21 protein-coding genes and 1 pseudogene are annotated in these 26,796 nt (G+C 36.4%); 7 read left to right on the forward strand and 15 right to left on the reverse strand.

Going from position 1 to position 26,796, the window contains the following annotated elements; genetic code table 11:
• Positions 1-254 precede the first annotated feature (254 nt).
• Entirely contained in the window at positions 255-758 is a 504-nt protein-coding gene (gene purE, locus KBP46_RS21475) for a 5-(carboxyamino)imidazole ribonucleotide mutase (protein ID WP_123279431.1), read from the forward strand.
• Between the two features lie 52 nt (positions 759-810).
• Here the strand turns inward: purE and KBP46_RS21480 are convergent, their stop codons facing one another.
• The 7 genes from KBP46_RS21480 to ahcY all read right to left on the reverse strand — a co-directional run bounded on the left by KBP46_RS21480 (position 811) and on the right by ahcY (position 9,315).
• Entirely contained in the window at positions 811-2,370 is a 1,560-nt protein-coding gene (locus KBP46_RS21480) for a BspA family leucine-rich repeat surface protein (protein ID WP_216444133.1), read from the reverse strand.
• Between the two features lie 15 nt (positions 2,371-2,385).
• A complete protein-coding gene (locus KBP46_RS21485; RefSeq protein WP_123279433.1) occupies positions 2,386-3,945 on the reverse strand; it encodes a BspA family leucine-rich repeat surface protein in 1,560 nt (519 codons plus the stop codon).
• A 21-nt stretch (positions 3,946-3,966) separates the two neighbouring features.
• Positions 3,967-5,289: a BspA family leucine-rich repeat surface protein gene (locus tag KBP46_RS21490; RefSeq protein ID WP_216444134.1), complete on the reverse strand. Its 1,323-nt coding sequence runs from the start codon at positions 5,287-5,289 to the stop codon at positions 3,967-3,969.
• Between the two features lie 139 nt (positions 5,290-5,428).
• Positions 5,429-5,821 (reverse strand): inner membrane protein YiaA, encoded by a 393-nt coding sequence (gene yiaA, locus KBP46_RS21495; RefSeq protein ID WP_034699887.1) that lies wholly within the window; start codon positions 5,819-5,821, stop codon positions 5,429-5,431.
• Positions 5,822-6,183: 362 nt separating this feature from the next.
• Entirely contained in the window at positions 6,184-6,981 is a 798-nt protein-coding gene (locus KBP46_RS21500; protein ID WP_062674505.1) for a hypothetical protein, read from the reverse strand.
• A 120-nt stretch (positions 6,982-7,101) separates the two neighbouring features.
• A complete protein-coding gene (locus KBP46_RS21505; protein ID WP_216444135.1) occupies positions 7,102-7,899 on the reverse strand; it encodes a hypothetical protein in 798 nt (265 codons plus the stop codon).
• A gap of 102 nt (positions 7,900-8,001) precedes the next feature.
• Positions 8,002-9,315, reverse strand: a complete 1,314-nt coding sequence (ahcY, locus tag KBP46_RS21510; RefSeq protein WP_123843016.1) for an adenosylhomocysteinase — start codon at positions 9,313-9,315, stop codon at positions 8,002-8,004.
• Positions 9,316-9,481: 166 nt separating this feature from the next.
• On the opposite strand from ahcY, the gene KBP46_RS21515 reads away from it, so the two are divergent.
• A complete protein-coding gene (locus KBP46_RS21515) occupies positions 9,482-10,000 on the forward strand; it encodes a pyridoxamine 5'-phosphate oxidase family protein (RefSeq protein WP_216444136.1) in 519 nt (172 codons plus the stop codon).
• Between the two features lie 179 nt (positions 10,001-10,179).
• Complete coding sequence (locus KBP46_RS21520) at positions 10,180-10,794, forward strand: 4'-phosphopantetheinyl transferase family protein (RefSeq protein WP_216444137.1); 615 nt, start codon at positions 10,180-10,182, stop codon at positions 10,792-10,794.
• On the opposite strand, the gene KBP46_RS21525 is transcribed toward KBP46_RS21520, so the two are convergent.
• Entirely contained in the window at positions 10,775-13,039 is a 2,265-nt protein-coding gene (locus KBP46_RS21525; protein ID WP_216444138.1) for an FUSC family membrane protein, read from the reverse strand. The genes KBP46_RS21520 and KBP46_RS21525 overlap by 20 nt on opposite strands.
• 230 nt (positions 13,040-13,269) lie before the next feature.
• On the opposite strand from KBP46_RS21525, the gene blaCHM reads away from it, so the two are divergent.
• Positions 13,270-14,028 (forward strand): CHM family subclass B1 metallo-beta-lactamase, encoded by a 759-nt coding sequence (gene blaCHM / locus KBP46_RS21530; RefSeq protein ID WP_216444139.1) that lies wholly within the window; start codon positions 13,270-13,272, stop codon positions 14,026-14,028.
• 435 nt (positions 14,029-14,463) lie between these two features.
• Here blaCHM and porV read toward each other — a convergent pair whose 3' ends face one another.
• Together porV and porU are read right to left on the reverse strand one after the other, a co-directional pair.
• Complete coding sequence (gene porV / locus KBP46_RS21535; RefSeq protein ID WP_062674515.1) at positions 14,464-15,627, reverse strand: type IX secretion system outer membrane channel protein PorV; 1,164 nt, start codon at positions 15,625-15,627, stop codon at positions 14,464-14,466.
• 60 nt (positions 15,628-15,687) lie between these two features.
• Positions 15,688-19,589 (reverse strand): annotated as a pseudogene (gene porU / locus KBP46_RS24175) (type IX secretion system sortase PorU).
• Positions 19,590-19,753: 164 nt separating this feature from the next.
• On the opposite strand from porU, the gene gldJ reads away from it, so the two are divergent.
• Positions 19,754-21,355, forward strand: coding sequence for a gliding motility lipoprotein GldJ (gldJ, locus tag KBP46_RS21545; protein ID WP_062674519.1), 1,602 nt, complete (start codon positions 19,754-19,756; stop codon positions 21,353-21,355).
• Between the two features lie 151 nt (positions 21,356-21,506).
• Positions 21,507-22,778: a UDP-N-acetylmuramoyl-tripeptide--D-alanyl-D-alanine ligase gene (murF, locus tag KBP46_RS21550; RefSeq protein ID WP_062674521.1), complete on the forward strand. Its 1,272-nt coding sequence runs from the start codon at positions 21,507-21,509 to the stop codon at positions 22,776-22,778.
• A 159-nt stretch (positions 22,779-22,937) separates the two neighbouring features.
• Here murF and KBP46_RS21555 read toward each other — a convergent pair whose 3' ends face one another.
• Positions 22,938-23,549 (reverse strand): NUDIX hydrolase, encoded by a 612-nt coding sequence (locus tag KBP46_RS21555; protein WP_123279441.1) that lies wholly within the window; start codon positions 23,547-23,549, stop codon positions 22,938-22,940.
• Between the two features lie 35 nt (positions 23,550-23,584).
• On the opposite strand from KBP46_RS21555, the gene KBP46_RS21560 reads away from it, so the two are divergent.
• On the forward strand, positions 23,585-23,974 hold the full coding sequence (locus KBP46_RS21560; RefSeq protein ID WP_034699917.1) for a hypothetical protein: 390 nt from the start codon (positions 23,585-23,587) through the stop codon (positions 23,972-23,974).
• 329 nt (positions 23,975-24,303) lie between these two features.
• Here KBP46_RS21560 and KBP46_RS21565 read toward each other — a convergent pair whose 3' ends face one another.
• From KBP46_RS21565 to KBP46_RS21580, 4 genes are all read right to left on the reverse strand, one after another.
• Entirely contained in the window at positions 24,304-24,939 is a 636-nt protein-coding gene (locus KBP46_RS21565) for a hypothetical protein (protein ID WP_123279442.1), read from the reverse strand.
• Positions 24,940-25,088: 149 nt separating this feature from the next.
• Complete coding sequence (locus tag KBP46_RS21570; RefSeq protein WP_123279443.1) at positions 25,089-25,472, reverse strand: DUF2750 domain-containing protein; 384 nt, start codon at positions 25,470-25,472, stop codon at positions 25,089-25,091.
• A gap of 25 nt (positions 25,473-25,497) precedes the next feature.
• Positions 25,498-25,797 carry an NTF2 fold immunity protein gene (locus KBP46_RS21575; protein ID WP_123279444.1) on the reverse strand — a complete coding sequence of 100 codons (300 nt, stop codon included), beginning with the start codon at positions 25,795-25,797 and terminating at the stop codon, positions 25,498-25,500.
• Between the two features lie 2 nt (positions 25,798-25,799).
• Positions 25,800-26,657, reverse strand: coding sequence for a DUF4329 domain-containing protein (locus KBP46_RS21580; protein WP_123279445.1), 858 nt, complete (start codon positions 26,655-26,657; stop codon positions 25,800-25,802).
• Positions 26,658-26,796: the final 139 nt, after the last annotated feature.

Consider the following 26,796-nt stretch of genomic DNA (forward strand, 5'->3'; position numbering starts at 1 on the left):
TTAATTTGGTGTAACAGCAAATATATCTATTTCTCCAGCGATTTTTATGGATACAGATCCTGTAATTTATAGGAGTACAGATGAAAAATTTGAGCCAAAAATAACTTTATTAATTCTTTACATTTTAAATGGAAGATCTATTGAAAGATTAAATTATTTTAGGAATTATAATCATAAATCGTGTCCCGGATTTTTTGTACTCTTTCCTCTTTACATTTTTATTTTTTATCTTTGAACATCTAATAAAATTGAAGATGGTAGGAATTATTATGGGCAGTCAGAGTGATCTGCCGATTATGGAACAGGCTGCAAATTTTCTTAAAAGCCTTGATATCCCTTATGAATTGACAGTAGTTTCAGCGCACAGAACTCCGGAAAGAATGTTCGATTATGCAAAAACTGCTAAGGAAAGAGGGCTGAAGGTCATTGTAGCCGGAGCAGGTGGAGCAGCACATCTTCCGGGGATGGTGGCGAGTTGTACTACACTTCCGGTAATCGGGGTTCCTATTTTGTCCAGTAATTCTATAGACGGATGGGACTCTGTTTTATCTATCCTTCAGATGCCCGGTGGGATTCCGGTAGCTACCGTAGCTTTGAACGGAGCTTTGAATGCCGGGATTTTAGCTGCAAAAATTTTAGGAAGCGGTAATGAAGAAGTCGCTGCAAAACTTCAGAAATATCAGGATTCTTTAAAAGATAAAGTACTGGGAACGGTAGATGATATCAAAGCCCAGCATCCTAATTATTTTGACCAATAGATTATTTTTCAACTCAAAATAAAAGCCTCACTTTTCAGCGAGGCTTTTTACTTTATTTTTTAATGAATTTTGAAGAGATGGTCTGATCTTTCAAAATGAGCTGTAAAATATAATTTCCTTTCGGTAATGATCCTACATTGATCATTTCTTTATTAGGATTTCCTTCTAGTACAAGCCTTCCACTTGCATCAAAAATTCTGTACTTTTTAATGTCACTTAGTCCTTCAATATGAATATCATCCACAGCGGGATTGGGATATAGTGAAAGTTTTTTATTCAGCCTGACTTCTGATGAGGACAGTAAACAGTTTCCTACCGTATCACCCGACATCGTCCATCCTTTGCTGATGAGAATATTTCTTTTATCTGCGGCATTGGAAGCATAAGTCAAAGGGGTTACAATATCTAAATCAACATTATTGGCAGTATCAGGATTATCTGCCCATGCTGCAAGTGTTTTACTGAAATTTTCACAATCTATTCCTGTCTGCATCAAAGCCTGGGCTGCGTTATTAACGCTGGCAAGATTCCAGCTTGCAAGGGAATGATTAAAATTGGGCGTTTCCTTAAGAATCTGGTCTATTCTGGTAACCTTGGTCATATCCCAGTTTTCCAGGGAATGACTATAGGCCGTGCAGCCATGAATAGCATGGGCCATATTGGTAATTTTAGACGTATTCCAATTATTTAAGGATTGATTGAAACTGGAATCAAAATGGAACATAAAACGGATGTCTTCAAGGCTTGAGGTATCCCAGTTATCCATAGGCTGATTATAGTTTGGACAAAGAGCAAACATCCATTTCATATCAGTGACATTAGAAACGTTCCAGTTGTTTAAGGTCTGATTAAAGATCCCTCTTCCTCCAAACATAAAACTGAGATCAGTTGCTGACGACATATTCCAGCTATTAAAATAAGGAGGGTTGAACTGATCAGGAAGTGAGTTATTGATACTGTCAAAGATAATCGCAAACATAAATCTGAAATTCTTAATCTTAGAAGTATTCCAGTTTTGCATGGAGCTTGCACCTGTAAAGGTTTTTGCGCCATAAAACATATAAGAAGCATCTTCAACATTACTAAGATTTGGGATATCTGTAGCGGTAAGCTGAACAAGTTTACATTGGCTGAAAGCACTGTTCATCGTTGTCCATGCAATATTTCCCCATTGTTCTATTTCCAGTATCTTATCTGCACTTCCGTTGATCTGCCACACCGGGAAAATCTGATCCTGAAGCTGAACCTCTTGTACATCTCCAAATTTTATGTGTTGAAAAACTCCATTCCCGTTACTCACTTTTACCCTATATTTTGCATCATTCTTTTCTGCGATTGATGTACCAAAATCAATAAGAACCTGTTTTGTAGAGGTTATATTGGTAAGAGAACCGTTGTGCTGGGGATAATCTACCTCTTCCCAATAAATATCATAGTTTTCACCAATTCCGGGAAACCATATTTGCTGAGAACTTGCCTGGTAGGGAGCACTTACAGTGACAGGCTGTATTACCGTAGAAGCAGGCTTCCAGATCGTGATAAACTCATTCTGGGCTTTTACTATACACAACAGGAAAATAAAAAGTCCTGTCGAAAATTTTTTCAATACCATATTGAGGTTTTATAGTTATTTCTTAATGAATTTTGAAGAAATTGTTTTTTCTTTCATGATCAGTTGTATCATATAATTCCCTTTAGGTAAGGAACTTACATTGATGATATCATTATTGGGATTTCCTTCCTTTACCAGTCTTCCGCTCGCATCATAAATCTTGTAATTTTTTATATCACTTAATCCTTCAATATGAATATCATCTACAGCAGGATTAGGGTAAAGCAGAGTTTTTTTATTTAGCTTTATATCCGATGAAGATAGTAAACAGCTTCCCACCACATCACCTACTATTGACCAGCCTTTATTGACGAGAATATCCCTTTTGTCTGATACGTTGGACGCATATTTTAATCCTTGTACAGAACCTAATGAAACATTGTTGGCTGTATTGGGATTGTCTGCCCATCCCATAAGGGTTTTGCTGTAATTTTCACAGTTAAGACCAGACATTGTTAAAGCAGCATTACCATTGTTAAGAGAAACTAAGTTCCAGTTTCCTAATGACTGATTGAAACCTGAAGCAAAATTAAGGATCTGGTCTATTCTGGTCACTTTTGTCATATCCCAATGGTCTAAAGGCTGATTAAAGGTTGTACAGCCATGAAATATATGCGCCATATTGGTCACTTTGGAAGTATTCCAGTTTAATGGCTGATTGAAAACAGGAATCATATGAAACATAAAATGCATGTCCTCAAGGCTTGAAGTATCCCAGTTATCCAGTCGCTGATTGAAACTTAAGCACTGGCCAAACATCCAGCTCATATCGGTCACCTTTGAGACATCCCAGCTATTGAGAGTCTGGTTAAAAACTGTTCTGTTTCCAAACATATAGCTGAGGTTGGTGGCTGAAGACATATTCCAGCTGTCCAGATAAGGTGAGTTGAACTGTTCTATTAATGTAGCAGAAGGGTTCACATCAAATAAAAGAGAAAGCATAAAACTAAAATTCTTAATTTTGGAAGTATCCCAGTTTTGCATAGAGCTGGCGCCCATAAAGCTGGTTGTGCCATAAAACATGAAAGAAGCATCCTCTACATTATTAAGGTTGGGAGTATCTGTTGCTGTAAGCTGCATAAGCCTGCACAGACTGAAGGCACTCTCCATGGTGGTCCAAGAAATATTACCCCACTGTTCTATTTCTAATATTTTATCTGAACTTCCATTGATCTGCCAGATAGGAAAAACTTGCTCAGGACCAGGAAATAGTTGAGGCGTTCCGAATTTTATCTGCCTGAAAGTTCCATTTCCATTTGTAACTTTTACCCTGTATTTGGCATCATTTTTTTCTGCGATTGACGTCCCGAAGTCTATAAGGACCTGTTTTGTGGAAGTTACATCGAGAAGAGAACCATTGTGTTGCGGATAGCCTACTTCCTCCCAGTAAATATCATAATTATCACCAATTCCGGGAAACCATATTTGCTGTGTAGTTGCCTGATAAGGAGCATCTACATTTACAGCTGGTAATACTGTAGAGGCCGGCTTCCAGATAGTGATAAATTCATTTTGTGCCTTTGCCAGAAATAGTAACAAAAGAAAAATGAGTGTTGGAATTTTCTTTAGAATCATGGTTATCGTTTTATGATTAGTTTATTGTTTGATGAACGGAAGTGAATGAATTGTATCCTTTGTCAAAATTTGTAGAATATAACTTCCCGGAGTCAAAAGTCCGATAGCAATCTTTTCATGTTCAAGATTGTCTTTGGCGACAGTTCTTCCGCTCATATCGGTGATGATAAAGCTTACCGGATGCTGAATATTTTTAAGATAAATCACATCCTTTGCAGGATTTGGGTAAATAGCAGGTTTATTACTGATCTCCTTTTCAGACGTTGAAAGTGTCTGGTTGCAGAGTCCGTTGTAAGCATCACCTGATATAATCCAGCCTTTAGAATTAATTAAATAATTTCTGGCAGTTACGGCATCGGCATGAGAATAGATTAATGGCGAAGCACTGGATAAGTTAATATTACTGGGGGTTGATGAACTCTGGCTCCATCCAAAAAGCGTTTTATCATAATTCACACAGCTCATGGCAGAATTGAGAAACATTCCGGTGGCTGTTGTTAATGAACTTAAATTCCATCTTCCGATATTTTGATTAAAAGCAGTGCCAGAGAACATTTCACTCATATCAGTAACATTGGAGGTATTCCAGTTTTGAAGGTCCTGGTTAAAATTTCCAGAATCATGAAACATATGTCTCATGGTGGTCACCTTCGCTGTGTTCCACTTACTCAAAGATTGGTTGAATCCGGTATAGTCAAACATATATGACATATCCGTAACATTCGAAGTATCCCAGTTTCCCAGTGGCTGGTTGAAGAGATAATTGTCACCAAACATATAATACATATCTGTGATGGTAGAGGTGTTCCAGGTATCAAAAGAAGGATTGCCGATGAGTGACATACACAAATAAAACATCTGACGCATACTGGTGGCCATGCTGAGGTCCGGTGCATCAGTAGCTGTAACATCCATGTTGTCGCAGTATACAAAAGCATTGTCAAAACTTTTCCATTTTATATTTCCCCACTGGGCAATCTGGGTTATTTTTGAGCGGTCTGGAGCATTGTAAGTGGGAGTTAATGTATTGTCGAAGAATCTTACCTGATCAAAACTTCCAGTGCCGTCACTGATTTTAATTCTGTAACTTGCTTGAGATGATACAGGATTAAAAGGTACACCCAAGTTGATTATGAATTCGGTCGTGGAAGTTACATTACTCATTGTGCCATTATGCTGAGGATATCCTACTTCTTCCCAATATACTTTGAAATTGGTTCCTCTGCCGGGAAATTTAATGAGTTGTGAGTTTTGCGTTTTCCAGATCGTTATAAACTCATTTTGTGCTTTTGAAAGTTGAAATGCTGCTATAAACAGAGCAGAAATTATTAGTTTTTTGTACATGTCATTAGTTTGTGAAATAAGCACAGCTAAAATAGCAAAAAACTTAATATATTTTTAACTTAAATGTAAAGTTTGTAGTAATTTATAAATTTCAATGAAATTATTTAAATAAAAAACTCTCCGTTTTGGAGAGTTTACTTTATTCCTGAAGCATATTATCACGGGTGTTTTTCTGAACTGCAATAGCTCCGAAGAGTGCCAGTAGAAAGGCAAAGGCATAAAAACCTTTTTCACTTGGAAGGATGGTGGCATTCCAAAGTCCGATGGCCAGTAATACAATGGATGATAATGTAGCAAACCAGCAGATTCCATAATAAATATCTGTTACCTGAATGTTTTCTAATCTGTCACGTACTGCTTTCTGTAAAGAAACCACAGCGAATAAACCATAAAGAAGGATGGTGAAATAATATCCCTTCTCATTCAGCAGCATTTCTGCTCTTGCAAGACCGACAATAAAGCCAATCATTCCTGCTCCCAATGCTACCCACGACGCAGCTACAAATGCATTCGATACTCTTTGTTTTTTCATAGTTTAATGTTTTGTTTAAGAGGGCTAAGATATTCATTTTTTATAAATAGAGCTCTGACAAAGGGAAAATATGGGAAAAATACTGGATGGAATGATGAAGTAGGTGTATGTTTCAGGCTCCCTTCGTCTAAACTCAGGATATAACCCGTTACCATTGAATAATATAAATCTATTCATCATTCATCACTCATCATTTATCAATTATAATTCATCATCTTCTCCTAGCCCCGATAGCAGCGTTTACCCCGGAGCATGAGAGGGAGAGTTGGTGGGTAATAGGCCGGGGTAGGTTGGGGCGAGGAGTATGAGTGGATAGCGGGAATCAGCTCATAAAAAAACTCTCCAAAATGGAGAGCCTTGTTTTACTGAGTGATATATTCGTAAGTATATTTTGCATAATCATTATTATCCAGTTTTACCATGACCTGAGTTGGCAGTTGATTACTATTATATTCTATCTGATAGGTAAAATTCATAATTTGACTCCAGTTTCCAGTGCCATCTTTGCCACTTATTTTTACTGTGGTGTAATTATTTTGACTTAAAAACTCTGCTCCTCCCATAATCATTCTAAAATATTTGCCCATCAAAGAATAGGGATTTACCTTATTATCATATGAAAATTCTTTTTTATTAGTATGTGGACCGCCGATACCATCACTAACCGAAATTTCTTCCGAAACATTATCACCACTATAAGTATATGACATGGTAGACGGAATGGGACAACTGGAAGACTCACAAGTAGAAGTTCCAGTAACTTTACCATTGGTATACGTCATTGTTGTATTATAGTGAGTATCTGGATCTATTTTCTTAATCATCGTAAGCTGATCACCATTATAAGTAAACGTTTTATAATAAGCTACGGTACCATCTGCTTTATGGTAAGTAATTTTTGAAGGTTTTCCGGCACCGTCATATTCCAGAACGGAGGTTGTAGTTTCTGATGTAATTTTAAGTAATTGTTTCTGACTGTTATAATCTAATTTTGTAATACTGGTGTGCGGTCCGGAGGGACTTGTATAATAAACTGTAGTGACTTTACTTAATAATATTTGAGAATCAGAAGGATTGGGTTCATTATTTTCGTCATTATTGCTACTGCAGTTGAGGAATAAAAATGAGCTCATCAACCCGATAAATAATTGGTTTTTCATGTATTTAAAAGTTTTATTAAATAAGGATTAAATATATTCATTATTTATAAAAACAGGCTTAATTGATGACGAATATATCAGATAAAAAAACTCTCCAAATTTTGAAGAGTTAAAGCCTTATTATTGAGTGATATATTCGTAAGTATACTTCGCTGAAAGATTTCCGTTGGCTTCTTTTGAAATCACCTCAGTAGGATAACCAGCGCTGTTGTATTGAATGGTGGAAGTTCGGGTTTGATTTTGTGTCCAGACTCCATTACTTTTATAGCTGATTTTTTCCGTCAGATAATTATTTTGACTTACAGCGTAGGCTCTTCCCATCATAATTTTTAAATATTTGTTGATATTGATGTATGGGTTCTGTTTATCATCATATGAGTAAACAATTTTTGTGCTGTAGCTGGATCCTCCACCTTCTGAAATTTCTGTTGAAATATTGTTTCCATCATAAGTATAAGTATCCACGATGGGGTTGGAACAGGCTGGTGACTGGCAAAGAGATGAAGAAATTACCTGTCCGTTGGTATTATAATTATAAGTAATGGTTCTGTTATAATCCGGATTAGTAGTATAAATGGCTTTAACCGTCGTAAGCAGATCTCCATTGTAACTATATGCTGAGTAATAGTCTACCGTACCATCTGGTTTATAATATGTGGTTTTAGTTGGTTTTCCATTACTATATTCGAACTTGGAAGTTCCTAAAGCTGATGTTGTTTTGATAAGCTCACCCTGATTATTGTATTCCAGAGTTTGTATGCTTGTCTGCGGCTGCGATGGGTTGTCATAATAAACTATTGTGACTTTGCTTAACAATACTTTAGAAGAGGTATTGTTTCCCTCATTATCATCATTACTGTTGCAGCTGTTAAAGAATACCACAGAACTCATGAGTCCCAGAAATAAGAATTTTTTCATGTTATTTTTTTAGGGGACAAAAATAACGAATGGATTATTTCTCTCCATAAAAAAATCCCACTATCTTAGAAATAGTGGGATCATATCATGTTTTGTTAAGATCTAGTATCTGTAGTACTCAGGCTTGAATGGCCCTTTTACGTCTACACCGATATACTCAGCCTGCTCAGGAGAAAGAGTTTCAAGCTCCACGCTTAATTTCTTAAGGTGTAAAGCAGCCACTTTTTCATCCAGGTGCTTAGGAAGCATGTATACTTCGTTTTTGTAAGCTGCAGAGTTATTCCATAGTTCGATCTGAGCTAACGTCTGGTTAGAGAAAGAGTTAGACATAACGAAGCTTGGGTGGCCTGTAGCACATCCTAAGTTAACCAATCTACCTTCTGCAAGGATGATTACTTCTTTTCCTTCGATTGTATAGATATCCACCTGAGGCTTCACTTCAGATTTAGTATGACCATAGTTTTTGTTCAACCATGCCATATCGATTTCATTATCGAAGTGACCGATATTACAAACGATCGCTTTATCTTTCATTTTAAGGAAGTGCTCTCCTCTTACGATATTGAAGTTACCTGTTGTAGTGATGATGATATCAGCATTGTCTACCACAGTATCTAATCTTTTTACTTCGTAACCGTCCATAGCAGCCTGAAGTGCACAGATCGGGTCGATTTCCGTAACAGTAACGATAGAACCAGCTCCTCTGAATGAAGCTGCAGTACCTTTACCTACGTCCCCGTATCCGCAAACTACCACTCTTTTTCCAGCAAGCATTACGTCTGTAGCTCTTCTTACTGCATCTACAGCAGATTCTTTACATCCGTATTTGTTGTCGAATTTAGATTTAGTAACCGAATCATTTACGTTGATGGCAGGCATTACTAAAGTTCCGTTCTTCATTCTTTCGTAAAGTCTGTGAACACCTGTAGTGGTTTCTTCAGAAAGACCTTTGATATCCTTTGTGAACTCAGGGTATTTATCAAAAACCATGTTTGTTAAATCTCCGCCATCATCCAAAATCATGTTTAATGGCTTTCTGTCTTCACCGAAGAATAAAGTCTGCTCAATACACCAGTCAAATTCCTCTTCATTTAATCCTTTCCATGCATACACCGGAATTCCAGCAGCAGCAATAGCAGCAGCAGCGTGATCCTGTGTAGAGAAAATATTACAAGATGACCATGTAACTTCAGCTCCTAAAGCTACAAGAGTCTCGATAAGCACAGCCGTTTGGATGGTCATGTGAAGACATCCTGCGATTCTTGCTCCTTTCAGCGGCTGAGATGGTCCGTATTCTTCACGGATAGCCATCAAACCTGGCATTTCTGCTTCTGCAAGGGTAATTTCTTTTCTACCCCATTCTGCAAGGGAGATATCCTTAACTTTATAAGGAACGTATTGTGTTGTAGTACTCATATGTAATGAATAGTTTTAAAATTCAATTGATAACGAAAGGCAAAATTACGATTTATAATTAAGATATAAAAACGGCAAACCAAGTTCAGTTTTATGAGATTAAACATAGCTTAATATTATTTAGTCTTAATATAAATAATTAATTTAGCTGATAAACAAATATATTATGAACCAAACCCATACAGAAAAGAAAATAAAACCTGTTGCTCCCAAAGTACAGGAACTGATCAATGCTTCAAAAAGTGTAATTCTTGCTACTGTTGATGCTGAAGGAAATCCTAATTCAAGCTATGCACCTTTTGTACAGGTTGATCAGACATTCTATATTCTGGTATCTTTCATGGCAAAACATACTAAAAACCTTGCAGACGGAAGAAAAACATCCATTATGTTTATTGAAGATGAATCTGCCACCAAACAGATCTATGCCCGCGAACGTCTGACCATTGAAGCAGCCACTTCTCAGATTGAAAGAGATTCTGAAGTATGGAATGCTGTTGTTGGGAAACTTAGAGAAACTCACGGCAAAGTTGTAGAGGTAATTTCCGAAATGGGAGATTTTATTTTAATTGCATTGCAGCCTGTAAAAGGCTCTTATGTAAATGGTTTCGGAAGTGCTTATTTTGTAAATTCAAAACTTGAAATTATAGAGCACAGAAATGATGTGAATCATCAGTCTAAATAATTAGCTGGAAGATGGAAGAATGATGCTGGAAGTTATAAAGATTAAGGAAACAAAGAGTTTGTTTTTTCCTCAACGGAAAATTATTTTTACGATGAATAGTAACTTCCATCTTCCGGCATCCCTCTTCCATTCCTTTCAACTTCCGCATCTTTTCACTATTTTTGTCCAATAAAAAAAGAATGCCCCTCTACAGAGATTTTTCAGATGATAATGCCACCATTCTGGTTTGGAAGTACGATGAAAGTGAAGAACTTGATATCAACCAACTTCTGGAGCCTGAAAATGCTGAGAAGGTAAAAGATTATCATCCTAAAAAATTGCTGGAAGTCCTGATGGTTCGCAAGCTCCTGAAAGGATTAAAGCCTAATTCTAAAATTTTATATAAAGAAAGAGAGCCTTTTCTTTCTCCCTACGATGCGGAAATATCTATTACGCATTCTTTTCCTTTTGCAGCGATTGCTGTTTCTAAAAATAAAATAGGAATTGATATTGAGAAATTCAATCCTAAGATTTTAAGAGTGATTGATAAATTTACCTATGAGAATGAGCGTGGATTTATTCCGGAAGACAAAGCGGATACTTTCTATACCATTATATGGAGTGTAAAAGAAAGTATGTACAAAATTCATCACTCAAAATATTGGTCTTTAAAAAAGAATTATGAAGTAAAGCCTTTTGAGCTGAAGCACCTTCATAAAATCAGTTGCCGTGTTTACGATGATCAGTTTTCAGATGAATTCAAAGCCAGGGTGGAATTCTTTGACGATTACTGCTTTACGATTGTGGAGGAGTAGGCTCAGTTTCGTTTTTATATTTTTCGATCACTTTTCTCTGCTCTTTTGCGACATCATAGATCAGCTCAAGAATATCGTGGATATTTTTAAGCTCGGTTAAATGTGAAATTTTATCAGGATCTCTTCGGTCAACAATTTCATTTTCTTCAATCTCTGTTTTTCTTTTCAGGAGCATATCTTCAATGGAGGAATCTTCCGGCTCAAGGCGGCTTTCCATTTTCAGGGTTTCGTTAATATCATTTCCGTTGAGAAGGGTAGAGGTTTGCTGCATTTCGGCCTCAATCTTTCTGCTCCAGCTTTCAGCATCTATTTCAGGATACTGCTCATTACTTTTTGCATATTGGGATAGGGAAGCGGTATAGGCGGTAATCAGGTGAGATGTTGCCACAAACTGGTGAACCACTTCCAGTTTTTTCTGCTGATTTTTAGGATCAGAAATCATTCTCTGGAAATTATCGGAAAGGTTAGCCAAAGAAATAATGGCATTTTTTCGCTTTACCTTATAATCTTCGAGATCGAAATTTCCCTGTAGGAATTTGGAAATCACGCTCTGGAAGTAGATAAGGTTGTCCGCGGCAGACTTCTTCATTAGATCCAGGTTTTGCGTATGTTCCCAAACCGGCAGTACAATATATGACACGGCAAAGGCAATGATCCCGGCAATAGCAGTATCCAGGATTCTGTCTTTAAAAATAATATTAACCTTCCCCGGATTTAAAAAATTAAAGCTGAGGAAAACATAAATCGTCATGAATAATACCGCCCAGAAATACCGTCCTTTCAAAAAGCTGAAACACATGATCATACTAATGAGCAGAATAGCAAATAAAACGCCGTTAATATGTACAAAATACAGAATGGCATAAGCAATACTTGCTCCGGCAATGGTTCCATAGAGACGGAGAAGGTTTCTCTGTTTAGTGATGGAATATGCGGGTTTTAAGATCGCTGTAATGGTAATTAATATCCAATACGTGTGTCCCAGTCCCAGAAAATCGAACATAGAGAAAACGTATCCCAATAGCAGAGCTGTTGTAATTCTTATAGCATGGCGGAAATGGGAAGATGATAAGGAAATATTATTTCTCAGAACCTTAGCATTCAGTTTAGGTTCATTGGGCATAAATTTCTTAAGATCCAACCCTGTAGATAAACTTTTCGCCAGCTTGATATCCTGTGAAAATACTTTATATATTTCGTTGATTTCTTTCGTGATTTCATAGATACGCATCAGGATCTGGCGCAGGATCATGAAATTTTCCAGATTGTCGGGAGAAAGCTGTTTATTTCTGAGTTCGAAATAATTATAATTTAAGTTTTTTAATTCCTCTTCCAGATTAAACATCGGCTTGGCTCTGGTACCACTTTGCAGGGCGATTCCGATATTGGTGATCTCTTCCGCCAGAAGGTTAAGATAATCATGGATATTCACCAGGATCATACTGTCTTCAAAGCTCTGCTGTAACTTTTGATAGTCACTTTCCGAGGTCATCAGTTTTTCATGAAGGTCCATCGAATTAAGAAACATCAGCATTAATAAGCGGCTGGTGGTCGTAGATTCATTGACAATAGTTCTGGTTTTGAAAACGGTTTCTCTGGTATCTTCCTGAAGGTTTTTTATTTCAATCTGCTTGGCAATAACCTGAGTGGTCAGCTTATTAAAATCCGGATTTTTCTGATAATAATTGGCTTTGATCTTTAAAAACTCTGCCAGCTGAAGATAATTTTCGCCAATCATCTGGCTTGCCAGTTTATAAGGACGAATGGTAGTTACAATAAGGAATATCAACAGAAACCAGATACAGCCTGAAGCAAATATCAGCAGACTTTTAAAGATATTGCTTCCTGTAAGATGCCCGTCAATAAAGATGGCCAGTACTACCAAAGATAATGAGCCTACTGCAGCCAATCTCTGGCCATAAACGCCAATCAGGGAGAAAAACATCCCGAAAACAATGACTTCCAGAATGACCAGTACTTTAATATTCATCACAAGACTGGCAATAAGTGCTACAAAGACAAAACAGCAGATCGCAAAAGTAAGGGCATTTCTTCTTCGGATAAAAGGACCGGGCTGGTCGGTAAGAGCTACAAAGCTGGTTCCGAGAGGGAAAAGGAAGTATTCTTTCAAAATCCCGAAGTGGGCGAGGACTAAACAAGGCAGAACAGTAGCTAATGTAATTCTGATCGCAGAATATACATACTGACTGGTTACAAATTTTTTTAGTTCCGCCGAATAGTTCATATTACAAAAATAGCTATTGAATTTAAGAAAATCGCCATAAATAAGAGACTTTTATTAACTTAAATATTATATTTTTTTTAATTAAGATGTAGTATTATTTAAAATAAATTGACAGATGAAACATATGGATGATTCGCCACTTACAATTCGTCATTTTTTAACACAACAGCTAACAAATCCTGTTCCACGAATTCCTATCTTAGCTTATCTCAAGCGTAAATTATCATTTTATGAATTTCATCAATAAAAATATATTGGTCATTTTGTTTTCTTTGATCATGTTAAGCTGTAGTACACAGAGCAAAAACAGTTTTAAAGCAAAGAAAATATATGAATCAAAAACCCTGATCATTACTCAGATTTCAGAGAATTGTTTTATTCATACCTCCTTTAAACAGACCAATGATTTCGGGAATGTACCCTGTAATGGATTGGTTGTAAAAGATCGTAACGAAACTATTGTTTTTGATACACCTACCAATGATAAAAGTTCGGAAGAGCTGATACAATGGATTAATGAAAATCTTGATTCGAAAATTAAGGCCATTATTCCAACCCATTTTCATGATGACAGTTTGGGAGGATTGATGACTTTTCATAAGCACAATATTTCATCCTATTCCTATGTGAAAACAATTGAGCTGGCCAGAGAAAATAATTTTGTTATTCCTGAAAACAGTTTTAATGATTCTGTTATTTTAAAAGTCGGGGATAAAGATGTCATAGCAAAATTTTTCGGCGAAGGGCATACAAAAGACAATGCTGTGGGATATTTTCCAAGCGAGAATGTTTTATTTGGAGGCTGTTTGTTGAAAGAGTTGGAGGCAGGTAAAGGATATTTGGGTGATGCCAATGTTTTTGCCTGGTCCAATACCGTTGAAAAAGTAAAAAAAGAATATCCGGATGTGAAAATTGTAGTTCCCGGCCATGGCGACTACGGTGATGGAAAACTTCTTGACTATACGATTACATTATTTAAAGGTCAATAGTAAATTTTTGCTTCGCAAAGTGAATGGTGAATGCTTGCAGCATAAAAAAATTGACAAGCGGAGCGGATTGACGATTGACTATTCACGAATCAAAATTGAACTTTTACTTTGCACAGTGAATGGTGAATGGTTGCAGCATAAAAAAATTGACAAGCGGAGCGGATTGACAATTGACTATTCACGAATCAAAATTGAACTTTTACTTTGCAAAGGGAATGGTGAATGGTTGCAGTAGAAAAAAAATTGACAAGCGAAGCGGATTGACAATTGACTATTCACGAATCAAAATTGAACTTTTACTTTGCAAAGGGAATGGTGAATGGTTGCAGTAGAAAAAAAATTGACAAGCGAAGCGAATTTACCATTGACGATTGACATAAAAAAAGCCTCCATACAAAAATGTATGAGGCTTTTTTTATAGAGCTGTTGCTTTTATTAACGATCGTTGTTGGATGTTTCTTCTCCGATGTTCCAGGTTAGACCGAAACGAAGCGTGTTATCCAATGCACTGTTGATCTTAGACATATTGATCAGGTAAGAAAGATCAAGTCCGAAAGAACGGTATCTTAACCCAACCCCTGCAGTTGCAAACTGTCTTGCTCCCTGCTCTTCACTTTCATGGAAGTAACCTCCTCTAACAGAAAATGCATTGTCATAAGAATATTCCAGAGCACCACTATACATGATACTGTTTTTATTTTTGAAAGATTTTCCGATACCAGCCATTGGTCCTACATTCGGGATCTGGTAGATAGGCTGTCTTGTATTCGGGTCTATTCCTGCATACTCAGATCCAGGAACTAATAGTTTTGAACCTTCCACAGAGATTCCAACTCTGTTCATATCATCCAGGTACATATCGTATCCAACCCCTAATCTTGCCATAGTAGGCAGATAAGATCTTGATTCTTCATTTCCTGTATAATCCAGTTTCGGACCTAAGTTCTGAATAGCTAAACCTGCATTGATTTTACCATCATATCCGCCAATACTGGAGAATCTTGGAGAGGTATAGTATCCTGAAACGTCTACTGCAAAACTGTTCGCAGCCTTAAGTGTTGTATCTGTGTTGAATCCTCCGGCTAAGTCTGAACGGATAAATCTACCGGTAACAGCTCCGGAGAATGAATCAGAAAGTTTCAAAGCGTAGGCAACGTCAATGGAGAATTCGTTTGGTTTTGATGTACCCATAGAAGCAATTTCTGTACCCACCAATTGAGTCAGGTCTACCTGTCCCATATTGAAATAATAGATACTCGCGGAGATTGTAGATCTTTCTTCCTGTCCTAAAAACTTATGGAACGAAGCATATAATAAGAATACATCATTGGTAAGTTTTCCCATGTAAGGCGTATAGTTAAGACCTACGGAAGAACTTGTCCTGCTGAAAGGGTATTTAGCCGCATTCCAGAATTGTGAAAATGCATCCGGAGAGGTTACCACCCCCTGATCTCCCATACCTCCCGATCTTGCATCAGGTGCAATTCTTAAGAAAGGAGCTCCGGTAAGAACTGGGTTTACTTTACCTAAATCTTGCGAATAGCCTAAAAAACCAGCACTCAAACCAAATCCTAATAGCAGTTTAGTAGTTAAATTCATATGTTGTCTTTTATATATTATCAGTTTTTTATTAATATTATTATCTATTGTTCTGTTTAATTATTTCAAAAGTACCATTTTTTCTACAGCTGTAGCACTTCCTTTGCATTTTTCTTGATTTTGACTTTTTGCAAATATCTTAAAAATATACGTACCTTTTGCTACTGTAGCTCCAAAATCATCTCTTCCGTCCCATTCTATGGCCTGGCGAGGGGTTCTAAAGCCCTGTAGGAACGGTTCTGCAACCACTGGCTGCGATAAAGTTCTTACCAATCTTCCGGTTATTGTATAAATTTGCACGTTCACATCCAGAATATCATCACAGTTGTGTTCAAACTGAATATACGTTTTATTGGTAAATGGATTTGGCCAGTTCAACGGACGGTTGATTGTCAGGTGTTGATCGGACTCATCTTTAACTTCAAAATTTAACGTAGCAGTTGTAGAATTATTGTTTATATCCCAAACTTTAAATGTTAATTGATGCTGTCCTATTGCAAGATTTCTGAAAGGGTAGGTTACATTTCCTTTCTGGTATTCAGCAAGACTAGGATTTAAACATCCGTTTCCTTCTCCCGGAGCATAAAAATCATTTAAAACAACAGTATTGATAATCTGTCCGTCAAGATATACTGTTATATCATGTCCCACACCGGATCCTGTTGAGTTGATTCCTGTATCGTCGGTAAGACAGGCAAGAAGCATAGGATTCTGATTGGTAATTCCACCATCTGCAAAGTTGGTGTTGTTCATATACAGTTTTACTTTTGGAGGTTGATTATCATTGATTCCATTAGGATTGATATCACCTACCTGTACAGCCTGGTTGTTGAAAACATCTGTTGCTTTGTTGTCAGCATAAGCTAGTATTCTTCCTTGTCCTACAGCATAGTTAATATCTTTAGGAACATAGAATTCGGCAGTGAATACTCCGTTTACTGCAGTTCCGGCAGATTTTACAATCGCACTTCCTTCTTCAGTATACTCTAACACCGGAGTTAAAATTCCACTGTTATTGAGTGTTTTTTTGTTTAATCTCTTATCAAAAATATTGATGCTGACTTTTCCGTTGAAGGTATTGTTCAGTGTTCCGTTCGGATTATTGATGTGTCCTTTAATTTTCACAAAATCCAAACCTCTGATCAATCCTGGAACCGGAGTTTCAATATTATCAATAACCAAAATTCTTTGAGGTCTGCTTAATTTCATAGCCGGATCACCCAGGAAGTTTACTTTTAAATGGTTGCTATTTGGCCCTTTTTGCTTTTTAGCAATTAAGTGAGCGTTCCCTAATGAATTAAAATCGTCATTGGTTAATTTAAAAATATTCTGAGTGAATGTATTGGTAAAATCACGTCCATAATCTACCCCAATAGCACGGCTGGAAGTAATCATGGTAGAAACGCCTCCCTGCTTCATTTTAATAAACTGTTCCCCTACAGAGTTGGTGGAAGGTTCATCCCATAATGTGAATTCACAAGTAATGGTAGATACAAAAGGGAATCTGCTGTATACATTGGAAAAATTGTTGGCATTTTGAACTTCTGTGCTGGTCAGCACTCTTTCTTGTGCCCAACCATTGATACCTCCATGTCCGAAATAGAACAGGTACAAACTGTTTCCTATAGCGTTGGAAATGGCCTGATTTACCTGCGGATATCTTCGCCCTCCGGATGTACTCTGAGCGGTAAAAGCATCCATGTATAATTTTTTAACATTATATTCTTTAAGATCCAGCTGGCCTGGCTGTTCAAAAATATTCACCAGTGAATTGTTCATTACATTATGAAAAGGACCTCCTCCTTCCTCATTATCATCCACTACAAAGTCAAGTCGCATACGCCAGTCTCCGAAAGGAGATGACTGCCCTTGAAGGGAATTGTTATATGCCAGTGTCTTATTGATCATATCCCCTGCTTCACTTACATTGGCTGCTGGAATTCTACCTACAGGCACATCCGGCAAATTGTTTTCAATTAATAATGTGGTTTGTGGCTTGGTCATTACGATATAATCATCCGTCACAAATGATGATACGTAATCTGAAGATTGTTCACTCTGGTAGCTGGCAACAACGTTTGAATTATTCGGAACCCTGTTTTATAATCATATGAAGCATCCCCAAGAATAAATACATATTGAAGTCTCCCCAGAGGAGTGTTGAGTTTGCTTACGAAATCTCTTATCGCGGTAAGGTCTTTACTTCCGCTGCCATATTCCTCGTAGATTTTGTTGATGTCAACAATTTCTACTTTATAGTTATTCTTGGTTTGATGGTAGCTGGCAATTCTCTGTGCCTGCCCCATCATTTCGGGTACGGTAAGGATAAGATAATCTACATTTTGTATTGCAGATAGATTCTGATTGGAAATTCTTCCTACAAATTGTGGAGTGTAAGCAGCATCCGCACGGAAAGCTACAAATTCATTATTGAAATTCTGATCAGCAGCAGTGTAGGCAAAGTTGAAAGAACCGCCTCCTGCTTTATTCACTCTTCTGTTAGCGTTGGTAATATCCGTTACATCCCATACCTGTTCTACATTAGCTGCATTCGTGATGCTGAAACCGTAGTCTGTATTGCTTCCACTTACAATTGAATAATCCCTGAAGTTCATTTGTGAACCATTGAATGTAAGGTTTTCCTTATACTGAACTTCCAGATAATCAAAATAGAATGTTCCATTTGGGTTTTTGGAAATATCAGGATTATAAACCAGTGTAAACTGGTTTCCGGTAAGATTAGTCAATGTACCGGTATACGTTACAGGATAGAAAGTATACTGATAGGTTGGCGTATCTGTAGGAATAGTTTGCAGCGGATGAGGATGTAAATTGTTGATTTTAAAATCAACCGTATTCTGTTGGGAGTTATATGCCACCACCTGAGTCCTGTATCGTACTACATCATTCGCCTGTATAGGTGAATTAGTAGTCAATGTTATGGTCTTTTCATTGGAGAAAGGAGTATCCTCTACCCATGTTCTTCCTACTTTTAAAAGATTTTTCTGATCCTTGTTAATGACCTGGTAACTGTCATATCTTGTGATCAGCTGGGCTGGAAGGTTTCCGTCTACAGTCGCAACCCTTTTTCCCGCACCTTTATCAAAGTTGATATAATAATAGGAGAAATCCTCATAAATGTTTTTGACATTATTACTTCTTTCACTGAATCGGGTATCGTGTCTTTTAAAACCATTTCCATTGCCCGTGTCATAGAGGTTATACCCATCAGGTCCCTGCGCATAGAAAAGCGCATAGTCATTATCATTCCATACTCCATCATCTTCACCTACTACCTGAATGGAATTTTCCTGTAAAGCTCCGTATCTTGGATCCTGATTGTATTCGGGAAGCATGATTCCCCCGTTTCCATAAATTCTGAAATTTTTAGGATTTACAGAACTCGGATTGATTCCGTTGTCTTTTAGAAACTGGGAAGTGATTTTGAATATTCCGGACTTGTCTACTTTTATCTTGTAAAAATTTCCACTTGATAAAGGATTACCGGTGGTTCCTATTTTATTAACAGTTCCTGTCGTATTGATAAAAGAAGAAGCTTCTGAAACATTAAATGAAGATAATCTCTGAACGCGTCCTTTTACATTTTTAAATAAAGCAATACTAATGCTGGCATAGCTTTCACCCTCTAAAGTATAATAGGAAACATCTGCTACATCATAATCCGGAAGTCTGCCTTTATCCAGTTCAAACAATTCCTGGTTAGAAACGTTTTCCCAAACAAGGTCTGAGATTTTTAATTGCTTTTCTCCAATTTTTTGCTTGCTTACGATAAAAACATTATTTTGGCTGTAAGAAAAACCTTCATTTTTAAAATTGGGAAGATTTAATTTTGTGTCACCAAAATCCTGAATTTTAGAACCATTCCATTCAATGGTGTTTCTTTGAGCGTAAAGTGTTGATGCAAAAGCGATTAAAGATAAAATCGTAATTTTTCGTTTCATGTTTACTATTGAAATTGCTAAATTACAAAATAAATGAAAATTTTAGAATTAAATTGTGATACAATAAAATTAATTTGTTAACGTTTTTCAAAAAAATCAAATGTTTACTTGATTTATTGAATAATTTATTTTTTCTTTGTACTTTGAAAATATTTATATCGACTATGAAAAAACTAAAGTTGTTTTCATTAATAGCATTAAGTTCTACACTTGCATTAACCAGCTGTGGCGGATCAGGAACCAGCAAAGGTGGCGGTACCAAAAAATTTGTCAGCAAAACAGGTTGGAAACCAAACGAAAAACAGGGTTGGTTTTTTGCAGGAAAGCAACAGAAGCAGAAGGGTTGGCCTGGGATGGTATATGTAGAAGGTGGAACTTTTACAATGGGATTAGTGAAAGATGATGTTATGCACGATTGGAATAACACACCTCGCAGAATGCAGGTAAGTTCATTCTTTATCGGTGAAACTGAAATTACTAACTACGAATACCGCGAATACCTTACATGGTTGAAGTATGTATTCCCACCAAGTGACCCGAGTTTTAAGGAGATCTATAACGGTGCTTTACCGGATACCTTATTATGGGACAACAAATTAGCAAGAAACGATTATAACGAAACGTATTTACGTTCTCCGGAATTTGATTACTATCCGGTAGTAGGAGTTTCCTGGACTCAGGCAAACAGATACTGTGAATGGCTGTCAGACAGAGCGAACGAAAAAGCTTTAATGCAGGCTGGTATTATTGCTAAAGATTTGTATATCAACGAATCCAATAACCAGGGAGGTACTGCTTTCAACATGGATAAATTCAAAGCGAATGATCCTGAAATGCAAGGATACATCAATGAGAAAAGAATGCAGCAAAAAACTGGTATGAAAACAACCAACCAGAGATTGCTGGCTGCTAACAGAGCTCCAAATTCTGCAATGGTACAGAAGTTCAGACTTCCTACTGAAGTAGAATGGGAATATGCTGCTCTTGGTATGGCTAAAAACAGAGAATATAACCAATATCTTGGTAAAAAACCTGAAATCGAAAGATTAAGAGGTACTAAAGGAAGAAATAGAGGAATGTTCCTTGAAAACTTCAAAATGGGTAAAGGGGACTATTCTGGTATTGCTGGATGGAAGAATGACGGATCTGCTCAGACTTCTGACGTAAGACAATATCCATCTAACGATTTAGGAATCTATGGAATGTACGGAAACGTTTCTGAATGGACGGCTGACGTTTACAGACCTATTATCGATGAAGATTACAACGATTTCAACTACTATAGAGGAAATATGCCTCAGGCGATTGTAAGAAACGGTGACGGTACTTACAAAATGATCGACGAAGGTACTATCAAATACGATACTTTAGCTGACGGAAGATTAGTTTACAGAGGGCTTCCCGGACAATTTGAAAGACAAACTATCGCTGACTACAGAAACTACAGAGATGGTGACAGACAGTCTTCTTTAGAATATTACAGAGCTTCTGATTCTGCTGCAGGATTCGATATGTACAATGCTCCTAAGAAAAGCTTTGTAGTAGATGCAACGGGTAGAGTGAAGTTACAGAAAGATACTAAAGAAAGAACTTCCGGAATTTCTAACGAGGTCAGAGTGGTAAAAGGTGGTTCTTGGCAGGATACAGCTTACTGGCTGGATCCGGGACAAAGAAGATATAAAAATCAAAACAGAGCTTATGGTTGGGTAGGATTCCGTGTTGCACAGGATGCTAAAGCCAGCGATAAGAGTAGAACTAGAAGATAATATTTATCAAAAAATACTTATAAAAAACCTTCCGAACTCTCGGAAGGTTTTTTTATTTTTGACTCGTGAAATCGCTTGGACTAAAAAGCTTAAAACGCTTATATAGATTTGGCGATTGCATGCTATTTAAAAAAAGATATATATTTTCCACATGAATATAGAACAGTTTTATCCTTTATTTTTGCAGGCGGCAAAAGTAACCATTGACAGCAGAAAAATAGCAGAGAATGATATTTTCTTTGCCTTTTCCGGTGAGAATTTCAATGCAGCTACGCTGGCGGAAAAAGCCATTGATGACGGAGCTTTGGCAGTGATTGTTGAACTTCCGGAATTTGAAAACAGAGATAAAAATATTTTCTATGTTCCATCTACTCTTGAGTTTTTACAACAGCTGGCAATCTATCATAGAAGTAAGCTTGCTATTCCTTTTATAGGACTTACGGGAAGTAATGGAAAGACCACTACCAAAGAGTTGATTCACGCTGTTCTATCTGAAAAATTTAATGTTCAGTATACTGCTGGAAATCTGAATAACCATATCGGAGTTCCGCTGACTATCCTTTCCATTAAACCGGAACATGAAATGGCCGTAATTGAAATGGGGGCCAATCATCAGAAAGAAATTGAATTTCTGTGTACTATTTCACAACCTGATTTCGGATATATTACCAATTTTGGAAAAGCTCATCTGGAAGGATTCGGAGGCTTTGAGGGAGTAATCAAAGGAAAGTCTGAGCTCTATGATTATCTTAAAAACAATAACAGAACTATTGTTGTTAATGAAAACGATCCTATTCAGGTAGAGAAAACTGAAAACTATTCTCCTAAAATTACTTTTGGAGCAGAAACCTCTAATTATCATTTTGAATCTTTTTCAGAAGAGCATTTTGTAGGATTGATCTATCAGGGAGTAAAAGCGGTTTCAAAACTGACAGGAGAGTACAATTTTACCAATCTTTGTGCTGCTGCCAGTTTAGGACTTCACTTTGGAATCAGCTTTGAAAAAATAAAACATGCGTTGGAACTCTACACTCCAACGAATATGAGATCTCAGGTGGTGAAAAAAGAGGGGAGGACTTTGGTTCTGGATACGTATAATGCCAATCCAAGTTCTATGACCGCTTCTTTGAATAATTTCATCAGTTTTGAAGGCAGTAAAACCATTATTATCGGTGATATGCTGGAATTGGGTGATGAAAGTGAGAAAGAGCATCAGAACATTTTAAAATTAGCTCAGGACCTTCATTTCAATGAGATTATTACTGTTGGAAAACATTTTAAAGCAGTGAATGCTTCAGGCCTTGCTTTTGAAAATACAGCGGAATTAACAGACTATTTAAAACAGAATATAATTCAGTCGGAAAACATATTGTTGAAAGGATCCAGAGGAATTGCGCTGGAGAAAGTGATCGACTTTATTTAATGTAAGGAAGCTGGGCGCTGGGAGAGGAGAATGCATGAAGGAAATTGAAGACCGTTCTCTTATTTCTTCAGCTTTATAAAATTTCATTGATCAATAAACACTTAAAGAGGTAATTGGCCGGATAGTAACTTCCGGCTTCATTCTTCCAGCTTCCGGCTTTTAAGATTTCTTCAAATTCCAGAATTCTTTTACGATCAGTTTGATATTTTTAAAAGTACTTGGGAATACTTCATTTTCAATTTCTGAGGTCGTTTTCCAGGCAACTTCGGTGATACCTTCTTCTATTTGCGGTTTGGAAGTATCTTCGCCGTCAAAGTTCATTTCAAACCAATGCGTACATTTTAAGATTTTCTCCCCATTTCTTTCTACATAGATATGGTAAGTAGTATTGATGAATTGTACAAGTTCAACATCACTCAAACCTGTTTCTTCTTCTATTTCCCTTACTGCAGACTCTTCTCTGGATTCTCCTTTTTCCATCTTACCCTTAGGAAGGTCCCATTTGCCGAGTCTTTTGATAAAAAGAATTTTACCTTCAGGATTATTAACAAGCCCTCCTGCAGCTTCTATAATTCTGAAAAGCTTCTGAAACTCCTGCCAGATTTCTTCCAAATTCTCTCCATACACATTCAGTTCCTGCACAGAAGTATTCTCCAGAAGATCCAAAGCGATTTCTAAAGTGGTATAATTTTCATACCCAAGCTTTTTTTCAAGTTCTTCAGGATGCTTAGATAGTAATAATTTTTTTTCGTTGACAAAAACTTTATACATTTGTAATAGTTAAGAATTTAATACAAAAATAAAAAATGAATTTAGAAGGACGAAAGATTATTGTCAATAAATCATCTAAAGAACTTACCGAGTTGTTGAAATCACCTGAAAATTATAAAGATTTTATGCCGGACGGTCTTCAGAAATTTGAAACAAGAGATAACGGATTTAAATTTGGATTACAGGGAATGCCTGAAATCGCTTTAAAAATAGATGAAGTGGATGATCAGAAAGCTGTTTTAAGATCTGCAAGTTCAAGTCTGGACTTCTCATTAACCGCTACACTGAACCCAATCAGTGAAAACCAGACTGAAGTTCAGATGTTATTTGAAGGAAAATTCAATCCGTTCATCAAAATGATGGTAGAAAAACCTTTACAGAACTTTATCAATACGCTTACGGATAAAATCGAAGCTTATAAATAATTAAAACCTTCATTTCTGAAGGTTTTTTTATTTTTACAGGAAAGTTGGCGAAAATAAAACAGGCAACCAATAAATACCTGTTTTTTAAATTATTAACCTATCTCTGTCAATAATAACGGCTTCGACAGGCTCAGCCAGACAACGCTTAAAAATTACGGATGGTTTGCGACCTGTCACCCTGAGCCTGTCGAAGGGTTCCCAATAAGAACACCGTTATTAATCACTAATCTTGAGTATTAATTAAAAGGATTAGTCAATTATTTATTTATAATTTTCTTTGTCAATGTCATTTAATAATGGAAAATAACCTTTTGAAACATGCTTGAGCATTACTCTTCCTCATCCCTACATATTTCAACATTTCCGTTTTTCATAATAAATCTGTATCCGAAAGGTATTGCCAGATATTGTAAAATATCAGGTCGGGCAAAAGCAACATGATAAAAGTGAACCATCTTCAATGATTTAATATCATCATTATAGTCGTCTGTAATAAGGTACCAACCACTTTCGTCCTGAGGCGAATCATATCTGATTCCTTCAATATCCTTTCCTTCGTAAACTCCATCTGAAATAACCACTGATTGATTGAAGTTTGGAAAAAGAGGAATAAGATTTTGTTGCCAACATACTTCACTTTGTTCTCTAACAACCGAAATTGCTGTATCACAACCTTTATTAAAATCACTGCCGTCAATATTTGCTTCATATATATCATAGCAGTTATCTTCATCCAGCCTGAATTGTAAAAGCCATGAATAATAGCCAATATTTTGGTTTTCAAAAATAATTGGCTTACTATCTACAATATAATCTATAATGTACTTAATAACCTCTATATAGTTTTCAGGTTGATTAGTACCAATGGCAACTCTAATTTCTTTAGATATATAAGAATCTAATTCTTTTGTTTCCACATAAAGATTATCTACCACATTTATTTGAATTCCTTTGTATTTTATCATCTATTCTCTATTTCCCATATTTCAATTTCTTTTTTAAGATAAGCCACATAATTTGTGGCTTATCTTTTAAACTTAGAATATTTAATTAGGTGCCTTATGGCATTGCTCGACCTTAAAATCCTATTGAACCGTATTATTTAAGTTTATGATTATCCATAGTTTTTCAGCTCATCGCTTAAATCCTTAGAAAATTCTGTCAAATCAACAACGAATCCGGTTTTATCAAAAGCTGGAAAGACATTAAATAAATAGCCATTATCAGCGACAAAATCAATAATTTCATCTTCCAGATCATCCAAGTCTAGCTTTTTGACTTCACAATTTTCCCACCCATTAACCTTACAAAGTTCTGCATATTCCTGCGCGCTCCATAATGGGAATAGTTCTTCGTCGTCAATTTTTGACACTACGTAATCTCCATTAGTATCAATGAGAGTATAAAAGATCTCAGAATCAGCTACTTGCTTTATAAAGTATTTATATCTTTCTGTCGGCTCTAAAGCAATAACACTTTCAATCTCTTTTTGATTCATTTTAATTCTTTTATTTAATTACTTCTTATTTTCCATGAGTAAAACTGATTACCTTTTTGGCTTTTACATTTACTTCCGCATAAGCTACGCCTCCCAGTTTGTTTTTAGGTAGAGTTCCTTGAACACTCCAAATACTGTCATTTTTTTTTTCTGCAACAAATGGCTTTTGTTCATTTACTGATTTGCCATAAATCTTAAGCCACTTTTCTTCTGCAAGAGAAATTGCAATATTAGAATCCGTGCTCTCTTCTGTATTTTTTTTGAACTCTCCATTTTTACAACAAACAACGAGGATTGTGAATATTATTAAAAAATAATGTTTCATAATTAATTAATTTTTTTATTTGATCTATCTATAACTGTATTTGCTTTTCTATCCTCCAGTGATTTTAATCCTCCATCTAATTTAAGTTTTGATCTTTCCATTGAGGGGTCTAACTCTGGAAATATCTTAATAGGCTTAGGCTTATAATCTCCAGTTGAAGGATTTGGGTTTTCTATTGGCGGTTTTTTGTTTTGTCTTGTTGGATCAGACGGATCGCTTGGTAATTTAGTCGTAATCGTTTTTTCTGTATCTGAACTAACATCATAATATTTGAGTGAACCATTTGGTGTAGCAACAAAAATATCTAAATTATAATATTCTGCATAACCTTTATCTCCATTCGAACCAGAAAAATTGTTATTATTATAATTAACCTCATAACCTCCATGTGAATGTATAATGGCAGCGGCTTTAGTTCCACTTGGTACCTTGTGGTTGGGTGTAGCTCCTGCATTACCTCCTCTTGTTGGTTGATTATATGCATAATAAATTTTTCCGTCAGATTTTTTTACAGAATAAATAATCGCAGCATATTCTCTATATTGTTTAATTGATTTGCCATTATATTGCTGTCCAAAATTTATAGCTGCATTTTCTCTAGTATTAAATAACACATGTGGCTCTAAACCTTCCAATTCTCTTGCATCAACTACTCTGTTTCCACTGAAAGCGTAGGTCGACCAAGTATTGTATTTTTCACTTAGCGGGTCAACATTGAAGAACCTGCCCATCGCAGCATCATAGTTCCTCCATCGGTAAGAACTCCATTTGGTATCAATCTGGTTTTCCTGTCCTTGAGTAGAGTATCTATAGCTTGGAGATATTGTATTGTTAATATTCAGATCTCCGCCAAACTCCAATCCAAACGGATAATAGTTCGTTGTTCTGTCTATTTTCAGATTTCCGGAAGCATCTTTATAATACGCCAGTCTGATGTTCCCTACCTGATAAAGAAATTTCGTTTTAAAATTTAGGGTATTAAAAAATAATACCCTAAAT

Origin of the sequence: Chryseobacterium sp. PCH239, assembly GCF_018924625.1 — a bacterium.
GTDB lineage: Bacteria > Bacteroidota > Bacteroidia > Flavobacteriales > Weeksellaceae > Chryseobacterium > Chryseobacterium cucumeris.